This window comes from Nocardia yamanashiensis (assembly GCF_021183565.1).
Classification (GTDB): Bacteria; Actinomycetota; Actinomycetes; order Mycobacteriales; family Mycobacteriaceae; genus Nocardia; species Nocardia yamanashiensis.
On sequence record NZ_CP089226.1, the window covers coordinates 4,446,749 to 4,460,417 of the forward strand.

At 67.9% G+C, this 13,669-nt stretch carries 13 protein-coding genes; 6 read left to right on the plus strand and 7 right to left on the minus strand.

Translation table 11 applies throughout. The features are described 5' to 3' along the window. Positions 1-39: 39 nt before the first annotated feature. From LTV02_RS21020 to LTV02_RS21035, 4 genes are all read right to left on the minus strand, one after another. A complete protein-coding gene (locus tag LTV02_RS21020) occupies positions 40-1,839 on the minus strand; it encodes an AMP-dependent synthetase/ligase (protein ID WP_233033143.1) in 1,800 nt (599 codons plus the stop codon). 124 nt (positions 1,840-1,963) lie between these two features. Then, the gene (locus LTV02_RS21025; protein WP_067720171.1) at positions 1,964-2,878 is read right to left on the minus strand and encodes an alpha/beta hydrolase; all 915 of its coding nucleotides are present in this window, start codon (positions 2,876-2,878) and stop codon (positions 1,964-1,966) included. Positions 2,879-2,888: 10 nt separating this feature from the next. Then, on the minus strand, positions 2,889-3,719 hold the full coding sequence (locus tag LTV02_RS21030) for an SDR family NAD(P)-dependent oxidoreductase (RefSeq protein WP_067720169.1): 831 nt from the start codon (positions 3,717-3,719) through the stop codon (positions 2,889-2,891). Between the two features lie 29 nt (positions 3,720-3,748). Next, on the minus strand, positions 3,749-5,272 hold the full coding sequence (locus LTV02_RS21035) for a flavin-containing monooxygenase (RefSeq protein WP_233033145.1): 1,524 nt from the start codon (positions 5,270-5,272) through the stop codon (positions 3,749-3,751). A gap of 69 nt (positions 5,273-5,341) precedes the next feature. On the opposite strand from LTV02_RS21035, the gene LTV02_RS21040 reads away from it, so the two are divergent. After that, the gene (locus LTV02_RS21040; protein WP_233033147.1) at positions 5,342-5,983 is read left to right on the plus strand and encodes a TetR/AcrR family transcriptional regulator; all 642 of its coding nucleotides are present in this window, start codon (positions 5,342-5,344) and stop codon (positions 5,981-5,983) included. A gap of 46 nt (positions 5,984-6,029) precedes the next feature. Continuing rightward, the gene (locus tag LTV02_RS21045; RefSeq protein ID WP_233041643.1) at positions 6,030-6,707 is read left to right on the plus strand and encodes a phosphoribosylanthranilate isomerase; all 678 of its coding nucleotides are present in this window, start codon (positions 6,030-6,032) and stop codon (positions 6,705-6,707) included. On the opposite strand, the gene LTV02_RS21050 is transcribed toward LTV02_RS21045, so the two are convergent. The 3 genes from LTV02_RS21050 to LTV02_RS21060 all read right to left on the minus strand — a co-directional run bounded on the left by LTV02_RS21050 (position 6,619) and on the right by LTV02_RS21060 (position 9,876). Continuing rightward, positions 6,619-7,527: a DMT family transporter gene (locus tag LTV02_RS21050; RefSeq protein WP_233033148.1), complete on the minus strand. Its 909-nt coding sequence runs from the start codon at positions 7,525-7,527 to the stop codon at positions 6,619-6,621. The genes LTV02_RS21045 and LTV02_RS21050 overlap by 89 nt on opposite strands. Further along, a complete protein-coding gene (locus LTV02_RS21055) occupies positions 7,524-8,840 on the minus strand; it encodes a prenyltransferase/squalene oxidase repeat-containing protein (RefSeq protein WP_233033149.1) in 1,317 nt (438 codons plus the stop codon). Before LTV02_RS21055 ends, LTV02_RS21050 begins: the two co-directional genes overlap by 4 nt. A 130-nt stretch (positions 8,841-8,970) precedes the next feature. Next, entirely contained in the window at positions 8,971-9,876 is a 906-nt protein-coding gene (locus LTV02_RS21060; protein ID WP_233033150.1) for a glycine betaine ABC transporter substrate-binding protein, read from the minus strand. A gap of 290 nt (positions 9,877-10,166) precedes the next feature. On the opposite strand from LTV02_RS21060, the gene LTV02_RS21065 reads away from it, so the two are divergent. The 4 genes from LTV02_RS21065 to LTV02_RS21080 are packed head-to-tail and all read left to right on the plus strand — an operon-like array spanning position 10,167 to position 13,579. Then, entirely contained in the window at positions 10,167-11,060 is an 894-nt protein-coding gene (locus LTV02_RS21065) for an ABC transporter substrate-binding protein (protein ID WP_233041644.1), read from the plus strand. A gap of 10 nt (positions 11,061-11,070) precedes the next feature. Further along, positions 11,071-12,222, plus strand: a complete 1,152-nt coding sequence (locus LTV02_RS21070; RefSeq protein ID WP_233033151.1) for an ABC transporter ATP-binding protein — start codon at positions 11,071-11,073, stop codon at positions 12,220-12,222. Then, positions 12,219-12,875, plus strand: coding sequence for an ABC transporter permease (locus LTV02_RS21075; RefSeq protein WP_233033152.1), 657 nt, complete (start codon positions 12,219-12,221; stop codon positions 12,873-12,875). Before LTV02_RS21070 ends, LTV02_RS21075 begins: the two co-directional genes overlap by 4 nt. Then, a complete protein-coding gene (locus LTV02_RS21080; RefSeq protein WP_233033153.1) occupies positions 12,872-13,579 on the plus strand; it encodes an ABC transporter permease in 708 nt (235 codons plus the stop codon). Before LTV02_RS21075 ends, LTV02_RS21080 begins: the two co-directional genes overlap by 4 nt. The last annotated feature ends 90 nt before the right edge of the window (positions 13,580-13,669 follow it).

Below are 13,669 nucleotides of genomic sequence, written 5' to 3' on the forward strand. Positions count from 1 at the left end.
GGGGGCCCGGGGGCTTGCCCCGAAACCCTCCCCCTACAACTAGGAGTTGTTGTAGATCGCGTCCACGTCAGCGGCGTACTGCTTCATCACCACATTGCGCTTCAGCGACATCTTCGGGGTGAGCTCCCCACCCTCCTGCGTCCAATCCACCGGCAGAATGCGAATCTTCTTGATCGCCTCGGCATGCGACACCAGCTTGTTGGTGTTCGCCACCGCCTCGTTGATCTCCGCGACCAGCGCCGGGTTCTCGATCAGATGCTCGATGCTGGTCTCGGCCGGAATATTGTTGCGTTCCTTCCAGCCCGGCAGCGCCTCCGGATCGAGGGTGATGAGCGCGCCGATGAACGGCTGCCCGTCGCCGACCACCATGACCTGGCTGATCAGCGGGTGCTGCCGCAGCGAATCCTCGAGCATGGCCGGCGAGACGTTCTTGCCGCCCGCGGTCACCAGGATTTCCTTCTTGCGCCCGGTGATCGAAATGAAACCCTGCTCGTCGATGGCGCCCAGGTCACCGGTCTTGAACCAGCCGTCGCCGTCGAACGCGTCGGCGGTGGCCTCCGGGTTCTTCCAGTAACCGGCGAACACCACCGGGCCCTTGATCAGCAGTTCGCCGTCTTCGGCGACCTTGGCGCCGTGCCCCGGCAGCGGGCGGCCGACCGAGCCGACCTTGATGTGCTTGGGGGTGTTGACGCTGACCGCCGCGGTGGACTCGGTCAGGCCGTAACCCTCGTAGATGGTGACGCCCGCGCCGCGGAAGTAGTGGCCCAGGCGCGCGCCCAGGGGTCCGCCGCCGGAGACGGCCGACTCGCACTGCCCGCCCATGGCCTCGCGCAGCTTGCTGAACACCAGCTTGTCGAAGACGGTGTGCTTGAGCTTGAGCACCAGGCCGACATTGCCGGTCTGCAACGCCTGGCTGTATTCGATGGCCACCTCGGTGGCGTAGTCGAAGATCTTGCCCTTGCCGCCGTCGTGCGCCTTCTGCTTCGCGCCGTTGAACACCTTCTCGAACACGCGCGGCACCGACAGGATGAAGTTCGGCTTGTACTGCCCGAACTGCTCGACCAGCGTGGACCAGTCGGCGGTGTGCGCGACGGTGACGCCGGCGTCGAAGGCGGCCAGCGCGACGGCGCGCGCGAACACGTGCGCCAGCGGCAGGAACAGCAGCGACTTGCGGCCGGGCCGCAGGAATTCGCTCATGGCGCTGCGGTCGGCGGCCGATTCGGCGTACAGGTTGGCGTGCGAGAGCATGACGCCCTTGGGCCGCCCGGTGGTGCCGGAGGTGTAGATCAGGGTGGCCGGGGAGGCGGCCTTCACCTGGCCGCGGCGCTCGTGCACGACCGAATCATCAAGGCCCGCACCGCGTTCGGTCAGGGTCGCGATGGCGCCCTGGTCGATCTGCAGCACCTCGGCCAGCTCGCCCAGCCCGCCCTCGATCTCGGCGATGGTGGCCCGGTGCTTGTCGTTCTGCACCACGGTGAGCTTGGTGGCGGAGTCCTCGAGGATCCAGCGCGCCTGCTCTGCCGAGGAGGAGTCGTAGATGGCGACGGTGCAACCGCCGGCCGCCCAGATGGCGAAGTCCAGCACGACCCACTCGTAGGAGGTGGCGGCCATGATGGCGACGCGGTCACCGAGCTCGATCCCGGAGGCGACGAGGCCCTTGGCCACACCGGTCACGGTCTTCGCGAACTCGGTCGCCGTGACGTCGTTCCAGCCGCCCTTGCCATTCGGAGTATTGAAAACGACCAGGTCGGGCGTCTTCTCCGCATGCCGGTAGGCGCCATCGGACATATTGGCGTTTTCCGGGATGGTGTAGGTAGCCGGGACTTCGAACTCTCGCATCGCTGCCCTTCCACAAAGTTGATACTGGCGGGTAATTTACGCCACGGTTACCGGCAACGCCCCACGGACCGCCGGATCAGGTGGTACAACACCCGATCCGACGGCCGTCACCTGTGTTTCGTCACTATCCTACGGACCGGGTTTGCGCAGGTCGCAAGGCTTGCCGTAGGAACTCCCCCAGTTCACGCGTGACCGCGGCGGCGGGGGCCACCAGGAACGCCTGCAACTGGGCCACATGCCAGAGGCCGCGGGTCTCGGTGAACTGCACCGGAACACCCGCCGCTTCCAGCTTGGCGGCCAGGCGGACGGCCTGACCGTGCAGCAGCTCGTCGACATCGGCCTGCACGTAGGTGGCGGGCAGTCCGGCCAGGTCGGCGAGCAGCGGCGCGTAACCGGTGTCGTTGCCGTCGCCGTCGCCCAGGTAGGCGGCTGCGCAGGCGCGCGACCACGGCTTGTTGATGACCAGATCGCGCTGGCGGTCCGGGATTTCGTTCGGATCGGTCCACGGGGCGATCAGGCCCAGCGCGGCCGGGACGAAACCGTGCCGGTCGCGCAGCCGCTCGGCCAGCGCCAGCGACAGCCCGCCGCCGGCCGAATCACCGGCCACCGCAATGCGTTCCGGCTTGAAACCGAAGGAGACCAGTTCCAGGAACGCCGCCTCGGCATCGTCGAGAGCCGCCGGGTACGGATGCTCCGGGGCCAGGCGATAGTCCAGAACCTGCACCGCACAACCGGTTTCGCGCGCCAGCAGCCCCGCCAGCCCGCGATGGGTGGCCGGCGAGCCGACCGCGTAACCGCCGCCGTGCAGGTACAGCACGGTGGCCGCGTCCGAGACCGGGCCCACCGTCACCTTCTCGGCGGGACGGCCGCCCAGGCGGACCTTCTCCACATGGATGCCCCGGGGCGCGCCCTGCAGCGGTGCGCCCGCGTTCATCAGCGCCCGCTGCACCGGGAACGGCAGCCGATGGTGCAGCATCACCCGGAAGACCGGGTTCAGCAACGTACGAGCAAGGGGCAGTGGCAGATTCAGTTCTGGCATATCCAAATTCCTACGGCAGGAAGCGCTTCTGCACCACAGCCGAAATCCGCTGATAGTACGAGGCGGTGGTGCGCACGAAGAGGTCGAGAGCCTTGGCCTCCCAGCCGATCAGCACCCGGCCGTGTCCCTTGCGGACGCCTTCGGTGATGACCTGGGCGGCCATTTCGGGGGTGTGCAGGGCCAGCTGCTTGTCGAACAGCGCGGCCAGGTTCTTCTGATCCAGGCCCTCGGCGACGGTGGCATTGCGCGCCACCGCGGTCTTGATGCCGCCCGGGTGCACGCAGGTGACCTGGACCGGACTGCCGTTCATCAGCATTTCCTGGCGCAGCGCCTCGGTGAAGCCGCGCACCGCGAACTTGGCGGCGTTGTAGGCGCTCTGGCCGGGGACCGCGATCAGGCCGAAGAGGCTGGACACGTTCACCACGTGGCCCGAACCGGATTCGATCAGGTACGGCAGGAAAGCCTTGGTGCCGTTGACAACTCCGTAGAAGTCGACGTCCATGATCCGGTCGATGTCCTTGAACGAGGTGTTCAGCACGTCGCCGTGGTGGGCGATACCGGCATTGTTGTAGATCTGGTTGACCTTGCCAAAATGCTTCTTGACCTCGTCGGCGTAGACCAGCACGGCCTCGCGCTCGGCCACGTTCAGGCGATCGGACTTGATCCGCACGCCGTACTTCTCGCAGCGGCGCACGGTCTCGGCGAGACCCTCGGTGTCGATATCGGAGAGCGCGAGATCCGCGCCGCGCTTGGCCAGGTTCTCCGCCAGCGCCCGGCCGATGCCGGAACCCGCGCCGGTGATGACACAGACCTTGCCCTGGAAGTAAGCATCGTTGCTCACGGTTACCACTTTCGGTTGTCGAGGATGGCTTAGACGGCTTGCGCGACGGGCGCGGCGGAGGTGGTCTCGTACGCCGCCACGTCGAACTTCTCCAGCAGGCTACGGAATCGGAAGGTGAAGTCCGGCCACAGCGTGGTGTTGTTGCCGTGCTTGTCGAGGTACCAGGAGGCGCAGCCGCCGGTGCTCCACACCGCGCCCTCGAGCTTGCGCTGGAGTTCGGCGTTGTACTCGTCCTGCACGTCCTTGCGGACCTCGACGGTGCGCAGCTTCAGCTTGTCGAACTGCGCGACGGCGTCGGCGATGTAGTTGATCTGCGATTCGATCATGTACACCATCGAGGTGTGGCCCAGGCCGACGTTCGGGCCGAGCATGAAGAACAGGTTCGGGTAGTTGTGGATGGCCGAGCCCTTGTAGCCCTGCTGGCCGATGGCGTCGAAGACCTCGGCGAGGGTGCGGCCGTCCTTGCCCGAAACCGTCTCGTAGGCAGGCGAATCCGTGACGTGGAAGCCGGTCGCGACGATGATGGCGTCGATCTCGCGCTCGGTGCCGTCCTTGGTGACGATGGAGCCGGCCTTGATCTCCTGGATGCCGTCGGTCACCAGCTCGACATTGTCGCGGCCCAGCGCCGGGTAGTACTCGTTGGAGATCAGCATGCGCTTGCAGCCGATCCGGAAGTCCGGGGTGACCTTCTTGCGCAGTTCCGGATCCCGCACCTCGGCGAAAATCTTTGCCCGGGCGATGGTTTCGAAGATGCGCATGGCGGGCGGGAACTTGGCCAGGCCCACCACCTGGGTCTCGCGGGCGGCGTAGATGGCGGCGCGCGACAGCGCCTGCACGCCCGGGATGTGCTTGAACGCGAAGCGTTCCGGGGCCAGGTAGGGGCGGTCCATGCGCGGCAGCAGCCACGGCGCGGTGCGCTGGTAGACGTCCAGGTGCGCGACCTTGCCCGCGATGGCCGGGACGATCTGGATGGCGGAGGCGCCGGTGCCGATGACGGCCACGCGCTTGCCGTCCAGCCGCGAGTCGTGGTTCCAGCGGGCGGAGTGGAAGATCTCGCCCTGGAAGTCGTTGATGCCCTTGATATCCGGCAGGTTCGGCTCACACAGCGCGCCGATGGCCGAGACCACGATATCGGCGGTGAACGGGCCCTGCGAGGTCTGGATCTCCCAGCGCGCCGCGGCGTCGTTCCACTGCGCGCCGGTCATCTCGCAGTCGAAGATGTGCTTGTCGCGCACGCCGTACTTGTCGGCGACGCCCTGGATGTAGCGCTGGATCTCCGGCTGCTTGGAGAACGAGCGCGACCACTCCGGATTGAGCGCGAAGGAATACGAGTACAGCTGCGACGGCACATCGCAGGCCGCGCCCGGGTAGGTGTTGTCCCGCCAGGTGCCGCCGACATCGTTGCCGCGCTCGAGCACCAGGAAGTCATCACGCCCCTGCTGACTCAGCCGGATGGCGAGCCCCAGCCCGGAGAATCCGCTGCCGACGATGATCACGTGCGCATGCCGGGCTTCCCGGTTGCCGACAGCTTTGTCTGTAACCTTGCGACTCATGTACCTAACCCTAGGTGCTTATTGAGTAGGAGTCAACAGTATTGACTCGCGTTCAGTAGGATAGGCCACGTGAGCAAGGAACGCAGCACCACCAGCGCCGACACCGGGACCAAACGCACCCGCTTGAGCCCCGAGGAACGCCGCCGCCAGCTCATCGCCCTGGGCGTGGAAATGCTCCGGGGCCGTTCCCTGGAAGACGTGTCCATCACCGAGATAGCGGATCAGGCCGGCATCTCCCGCGGCCTGCTCTTCCACTACTTCCCCACCAAACAGGACTTCCACCTGGCGATCATCCAGCACGCCAACGCCGAACTCCTGGAACGCACCGCCCCCGACCCCGACCTGGACCTCTACGCCAAACTCCGCGACTCCATCGAACGCTACGTCGACTACGTAACCGAGAACCGCACCTCCTACCTGGCCCTCCTGCGCGGCCCCGCCAGCGCCAGCCCCGAACTCACCGCCATGGTCGACGCCCACCGCAACGCCCAGGTCGACCGCATCCTCACCGAATCCCCCATCCCCGCCGACGACACCGACCTCCCCCGCCTCACCCTCGCCGTCCGAGGCTGGATCGCCTTCGTAGAAGAAACCACCCTCACCTGGCTCCGCGAAGCCCCCATCACCCGGGAAACCCTCATCGACATGCTCGTAGACTCCCTAACCGCCCTGACCCTGAACCCCCTCCTGGCCACCGCCCTGCGCCCCTGATCGCGGGTGCCGCGCGGTCGCGCCCGACTAGGATGGATGCGTGACGATGCGCGCGAAGATCTGTGGAATCCGCTCCGAGTCCGATCTGCGCATCGCGGTGGCGGCGGGCGCCGATGCGGTCGGATTCATCTGCGGGGTAACGCATTTCAGTGAGGACGCGCTGGACGAGTCGGTCGCGCAGCAGCTTTCGGCGCTGGTGCCGCCATTCGTCAACCGGGTGCTCGTGACGCATCTGGAAGACGCCGAGGCCATTACGAGCCTGGCCGCCCGGATCAATGCCGACACCATTCAGGTGCACGGCCTCGTCACCCCCGAAACCGTGCGCCGCGTCCGGGAGTCGGCCGGGGGGCGGACGATCGTCAAGGCGGTACACGTCACCGGATCGGATGCGATCGAATCCGCGCGGGCGGCCGCCGCGGATTGCCATGCGGTACTGCTGGATTCCCGGACCGCCAGCCGGCTCGGCGGCACCGGCAAGACGCACGACTGGTCCATCAGTGCCGCCATCGTGCGGGCGCTCGCCGAACTCGGCCGACCGGTGATCCTGGCGGGCGGCCTGAACGCCGGCAATGTCGCCGATGCCATCGCCGCGGTGCGGCCGTTCGCCGTCGATGCGAACAGCGGGGTCGAGACCGTCAACGGCGATAAGGATCCGAAGTCGTGTGCGCGGTTCGTCGCGGCGGCTCATCAGAGTTCGGAGTCGATCGAACTTCCAGCCCGATAGCCAGCAGCACCAGCGCCCCCGCCCCGAGTACGGCCGGGGTGAGCTGACTTCCGGTCACCGCCGCGCCCACGATCGACGCGCTGACCGCCTCGTTCAATCCGACGATGCCCGCGGTCGGCGCGTCGACGGTACGCAGCGCCCACCAGTAGCAGACGAAACCGGGGCCCAGAAAGCCTGCGCCGACGGCGATCAGCGCCAGGCTCGCGGGCCCTTCGGGTGGTGCGATGAGCAGCAACGGCAGACCGAGAACCGCAGCGGTCGCCAATTGCAGTCCGGCCGAGGCCACCGAAGCGCGACCCCGCGACGCGCCCGCCACCACGGTGATCAAAGCCGCGACACACGCTGCGCTGCACAGGGACAGCGCGCAGCCCAGCAGCACGCCGGTGCTCGACAGCGTGCCCGGATGCCGGCCCGACACCAGCAGAATCGCCAGCGCCACCAGCGAAAGCTCCACTGCGACAGCAAGACCGAAGGACCGTCGCCGGGTCACCAGCCGGGCGACGATGAGCAGCACCGGCGCGGACAGATGCAGGGCCACCATCATCGGCAATGGGCCGATGCGCAACGCGGCCGTGTAGAGCGCGAGATTGACCGCTTCCAGCACGCCCAAGCGCAGGTACAGCGACCAGTCGTCACGGAAGATCCGCCAGGGCCGGTCACCCCGCAGCACCGCCACACCGAGTACGGCTGTCGCACCCCCCACCGCCACCAGCGCCGCCGAGGTGAACCCGGTGCGCGCCACCGCGGCGATGAGGGCGCTCGATATCCCCCACAGGCTGGTGCCCGCCAGCAGCAACCCGATGGACCGGTAGCCGGTCACGCCAGCAGGAACGACACGATCGGCAGCGCCAGCGCGGTGTAGCCCGCGAAGACGGCCGCGGCGATGCCCCGCTTCGACGCGGCCGGGAATCTCGTCGTCACCGCGGCCAGCGTGCCCAGGGCGAGAAACAGCATGCCCCAGACCACCAGGGCCCGGCTGCCGATCTTGCCCAGCTCGTCGCCGAAACCGACGGCCAGCATGGCGATGGTCAATCCGGCCGCCCCGCCCAGCCCGAACGATGCCGCGCCGGCCAGGCTGTTCATCACGACCGCGCGCCCGCGCAGGGAAACCACCCGCTGCGCGTCGGCGTGATGCCTGCCCTGTTCCTGGCAGATCATGTCGAAAATCCGTGCCGGATTGACGTTCTCGTTCACCACCTGACGGGCGCCGAGCATCGCCTCCAGCGCCTGGGTGGTGGCGAAGGAGGTGACGAAGCCTTCGGGCGAGGTCCGGAATCCACCCCGGTGCGTCCGCAGCGGACCGGTTTCCTGCAGGTCCAGCAGCTGTGTCAGGGCGTTCCGCACCACCGGATCGAAGATCGTCTTCGGTTCCGCCGTCAGCAGCGCCCCGACGGTCAGATGCAGCGCCAGGTGCCGCCAGGTATCGGCGAAATCGCCACGGCGGAAGGGTTCCTCCTCGATCTGCGGATCCCCGTTGCCGAGACCCGCGAGCAGCCGTTGCACCGCCAGATCCCGCGCCCGCTCGACCCGGCGGCCGCCCACCGCCGCGATCTCCGGCCGGGCGAGAGCGGTCGCGACATGCGCACTCGCGTACAGCGGCTGCACTCGCGGATCCTGATCGAGCATCGACTCGACCAGGAATCCGGTGCCGCGCAGCACCGTTCGCGCCACGTTCTCGTCGGACGCCGCGAGCGGCGCCAGGGCCTGAATCGCATTGGCGGTCGAGGTGATCGATACCGGTCCCACGCGATCCGACAGCCGCCACCCGCCGGTGCCGGCATCGGCCTCGGCGATCAGTGCGTCCCGGCCCGCGACGACATCCGCATCCGTCTCCGGCGCGCCTAGACAGTGCAGCGCGCGCAGCCGCCAGGACAGGTCGATCGGGGTCCGGAAAGCCCACTCGCCGCGTTCGTCCCGTTGAATGACCGGCTGCCGCACCAGCGCGGAAACCTCGTCCACCCGCGGGATAGCGCGCCCCGCCCGGGCCAGCGCGCACACCACCTCGGCCGTATTCTGTGGATTGGGCGGCACATCCGAGACCCAGCCCCACCCGGCTCCGCCCCGGCCGTCCGGCAGCTGGCTGCGCTGGAACCATTCGACGGCATCGCCGATTCGTTCGTCCAGATTGGACACGTTCCCTCCCCTGCACGCCGCCCCGCAGCGATCGGCGCCCCCGGAGCGTTATCGACACCATACCCGCAGCGCCCCCGCCGATTCATCGAAAAGCACTGCGATACAACAACTTGACGCGAGCCGGGAGCGATCAGAGGGCGTGGGCGTCGAGCCAGGTGCGGGCTACCGAGGAGGGGAGGGCGTGGTTGTCTCGGATTTGGTGGATCATGTCGGCGAGTTCGGTGGTGGTGAGTTCGCCGGAGACGTAGTTCAACTTGCGGAGTTGATCGGTGGAGAGGGTGTTTTTGCGGAGTAGGGCGAGGGTGTTCGCGGTGCGGAAGGCGTAGTCGGGGTCGGTGAGGGGGGTCAGGTCGGTGGGGCCTTCGGGGAGGAAGGCGGGTGGGCCGGAGAAGACTGCGAGTTGAATTTCGTGGGTGAGGAGGGCTTTTCGGAGGTCGGCGTCGGTGGGGTAGGTGATGGGCTGGGGGAGGTCGCAGTGGTAGGTGGTGCGCAGGGGGGTGAGGACGTCGGGTTGGGGGGCGAGGGGGGCGCGCATGGGGTCGAGGGCGGGGCCGGTGGCTATGCCGACGGTGAGGTCGGGGCAGTGGGGGGCCAGATCCTTCAGGGTGGTGGGGAATTCGGGGGCGCGGGTGGCGGCTATGGCGAGGGTGGGGCGCAGGTCGGTGCCGTCGGCGGGGTCGGAGACGGTGAGGCCTTCGGGGAGGGCTGCGGACAGGGCGGAGGTGACGGCGTCGGGTTTGCGGGCCTGGGCGGAGGAGTCCAGGGCGGTCAGCAGGTCGCCGTTGACGTCGGCGGTCACCGCGATGGTGTTCGAATCGAGTGCGGCGAGTAGGGCTTTGCGGTCGCCCAGGCCGGAGTCGACGGCGGTGCGGGCGCCGGTGCGGGACAGGGCCTGGGCGTAGATCTCGGCGAGCAGGCCGGATTGCACGGAATCACCCGCACCGATGGTGAGTACCGGGCGGGTGTCGGAGCTGCCGCAGGCCGCGGAGGACAGGGCCACGGTCAGGAGCAGGACGGCGGTACGCAACGAGGGCACGGGCAATAGTTTGCCCTCCCGAAGCCGCGGAAACCGGAGCGGGGCACGCACGAAATCCGCGAAACGGACACGGGGAAGGCAGCGGGGCGGAGCCGGACCAGGCAAGATGGACACCCTGGACGGCCCCGGTTCGATCAAGTCACCGGCCGGCGACCGCCACCCGAACTGCCCGGGACGTCGGAAGGACAGCAGTGAAGTCCCTGCTCAGCAAGCGTGGCCGCGGTAGCGGACTACGCCCAGCCCTCAAAGTCGCACAGGTACTCGCCGCCGCGGTCGCCCTCGCCGCCGCCATGGCCTTGTCGGCCTGCGGTGATTCCGATCCGCTCTCCGGCGGGAAAGGCAGCTGCGACACCGACACCAACCAGCTCACGGTCGGGTCGGCCAACTTCCCGGAATCCGAGACCGTGGCCAACGTGTACGCGGAAGCGTTGCGCGCCAACGGCTTCAAAATCGATACCAAGCTGAACATCGGCAGCCGGGAAGCCTACGTGCCCGCGCTACGGCAGTGCTCCATCGCGCTGGTCCCCGATTACACCGGCAACCTGCTGCAATACCTGGACAAGAACGCCACCGCCGCCTCGGCCGCGGACGTGAACGCCGCACTCACCGCCGCCCTCGGCGATCAGCTCGCCATCGGGAAGCCCGCCCCGGGTGAGGATTCCGACGCCGTCGTCGTCACCCGCGCCACCGCGGACCGCTGGAACCTGAAGACCATCGCCGATCTGGCCGCGCATTCGGCCGAGGTGAAGTTCGCCGCGCCCGCCGAATTCCAGGAACGCCCGGGCGGCCTGCCGGGCCTGAAGAAGAACTACAACCTGGACATCTCCAGCGGCAATTTCGTGCCGATCGCCGACGGCGGCGGCCCCGCCACCGTGCGCGCGCTGGTCGAAGGCCAGGTGACCGCGGCCGATATCTTCACCACCTCCCCCGCCATCGCCGCCAACAACCTGGTGGTGCTGGAGGATCCGAAGCACAACTTCCCGGCGCAGAACGTGGTGCCGCTGTTCAACACCGCCAAGAAGAGCGACAAACTGCTCACCGTGCTGAACGCCGTCTCGGCGAAACTCACCACCGCGCAGCTCATCTCGCTCAATACCGCGGTCTCGGGCAGCAGCAAGACCGAACCGGCCGCCGCCGCCAAGAACTGGGTCGCCGCGCAGGGGCTCGACAAGCCGATCGGATAGGAGAAACCCGGTGTCCGATATCGAGTTCAGCGGCGTCACCAAGACCTATCCGGACGGCACCACCGCGGTGGAGCACCTGGATCTGCGCATCGAATCCGGTTCCTTCACCGTGTTCGTCGGCCCGTCCGGCTGCGGTAAGACCACCTCGATGCGCATGATCAACCGGATGATCACCCCGACCTCCGGGACGATCACCGTTGCCGGACAGGATATTTCGAAGGTCGATCCGGTCAAGCTGCGACTCGGTATCGGATACGTGATCCAGAACGCGGGCCTGCTGCCGCATCGCACCGTAGTCGACAATGTGGCGACGGTGCCGATGCTGAAGGGCGCGCGCCGCAAGGAAGCCCGTAGGGCGGCGCTGGAGGTGCTGGACAGGGTCGGCCTGGATCGCGGTCTGGCGGAACGGTATCCGGCGCAATTGTCCGGCGGGCAGCAGCAGCGCGTGGGCGTGGCGCGAGCGCTGGCCGCCGACCCGCCCGTACTGCTGATGGACGAGCCGTTCAGCGCCGTCGACCCGGTGGTGCGGGCCGAATTGCAAACCGAAATGCTCAGGCTGCAAGCGGAATTGCGCAAGACCATCGTCTTCGTCACCCACGATATCGACGAGGCGGTGGCGCTCGGGGAACGCATCGCGGTGTTCGGGCCGGGCGGGCGGTTGCAGCAGTACGACACCCCGCAGCACGTACTGGCCCAGCCCGCCAGCGATTTCGTCGCCGGATTCGTCGGCCGCGATCGCGGTTACCGGGCGCTGTCGTTCCGGACCGCCGATCAGGTGCCCCTGCACCAGATCGCCACCGCCACCGCCGGCGAAATCGATTCGCTGCGACTGGAACTCGGGCAATGGGTGCTGATCGTGGACGAGTCCCGGCATCCGTTCGGATGGATCGACGTCACCGGCGTCGAAGGCCATCGCGCCGGAAAACCCCTGCACGACAGCATGGCCGCCGGCGGTTCACTCTTCCCGCCCGGCGGCGATCTGCGCCTGGCCCTGGACGCCGCCGTCTCCTCGCCCTCGGGAATCGGGGTGGCCGTGGATGATTCGGGCGCGGTGCGCGGCGGCGTGCTCGCCGGTGACGTGCTGGAAGTGCTGGCCCGCCAGCGCGCCGGCGAGGACAACCAGCGCAACCTGCACTTCTTCGAGGAAGAAGCCCGCGAGTGAGGTACCTCCTCGACAATTTCGGTGAGATAGCGGGTTTCACCCGCACCCACCTGGTGCTCGCGCTACTGCCGCTGCTCATCGGCCTGGCCATCGCGATTCCGGTGGGCGCGCTCACCCACCGGCTGCCCTGGCTGCGGCGGGCCACGGTCACGATTTCCGGTATCGCGTACACGATTCCGTCGCTGGCGCTGTTCGTCATCATCCCACCGCTGGTCGGCATCTCCACCATCGATCCGCTGAATGTGGTGATCGCGCTGACCATCTACTCGGTGGCGCTGCTGGTGGTGGCGGTCCCGGCCGCCCTGGACGCGGTGCCCGCCACCGTGCTGGACGCCGCGGACGCCATCGGATACACCCGGTTGCGCCGGGCCCTCACCGTCGAATTCCCGCTCGCCCTACCGGTTTTCATCGCGAACCTGCGCGTGGTGGCGGTCACCAATATCTCCGCGGTCACCGTCGGCGCGCTGATCGGCGTCGGCGGGCTCGGCAAACTGTTCACCCAGGGCTATCAGCGCGACTATCCCGACGAGATCATCGCGGGCATCATCGTGGTGCTGGTGCTCGCGCTCGTCATCGACCGGCTGCTGTACCTGCTGGGCCGGCTGGCCACGCCGTGGCTGCGCACCGCCGAGGCGAAAGGCCCTGCGGCATGAACCTTTTCCTGGATGCCTGGGACTACCTGACCACCGGCTCGAACTGGTCCGGCGACACCGGGATCGGCATGCGCATCGCGCAGCATCTCTGGTACAGCTTCCTGACCGTGGCGCTGTCGGTGGTGATCGCGGTGCCGATCGGCATGATCATCGGGCACACCCGCAAGGGTTCGGCGCTGGTGGTCGGCTTCGCCAATGCCATGCGCGCGCTGCCCACCCTGGGCCTGCTCACCTTCTTCGTGCTGCTCATGGGACTCGGGCTGATCCCGCCGCTGCTGGCGCTGCTCACCGTCGGGATTCCGCCGCTGCTGGCGGGCGCGTACGCCGGCGTGGCGAATGTGGATCCGACCGTGGTGGACGCGTCGCGGGCGATGGGCATGACCGAAACCCAGATCCTGCTGCGCGTCGAACTGCCCAACTCGCTGCCGATCCTGTTGAGCGGCCTGCGCGCCGCGACCCTGCAGGTGGTCGCGACCGCCACCATCGCGGCCTACGTGAATCTGGGCGGGCTGGGACGCTACATCTTCGACGGCATCGGGCTCTACAAATACGACCGGGTATTGGTCGGCGCGATCCTGGTGGCGGCGCTGGCGCTGCTGCTCGACGGCCTGCTCGCGTTCGTGGTGTGGGCCAGCGCGCCCGGCGTGCGGCGCTGGCGCCGTCCCGGCGAACTCACCGCCCGCCCGGTGGTCACCGCGGACTGACGCGGCACGGTCCCGGCCGGTGGGCGTCACATTTGAAACACCCGCATTGACCACCGCCTGTGATCGGGGTCACGATGTTGCGTGGCAAAC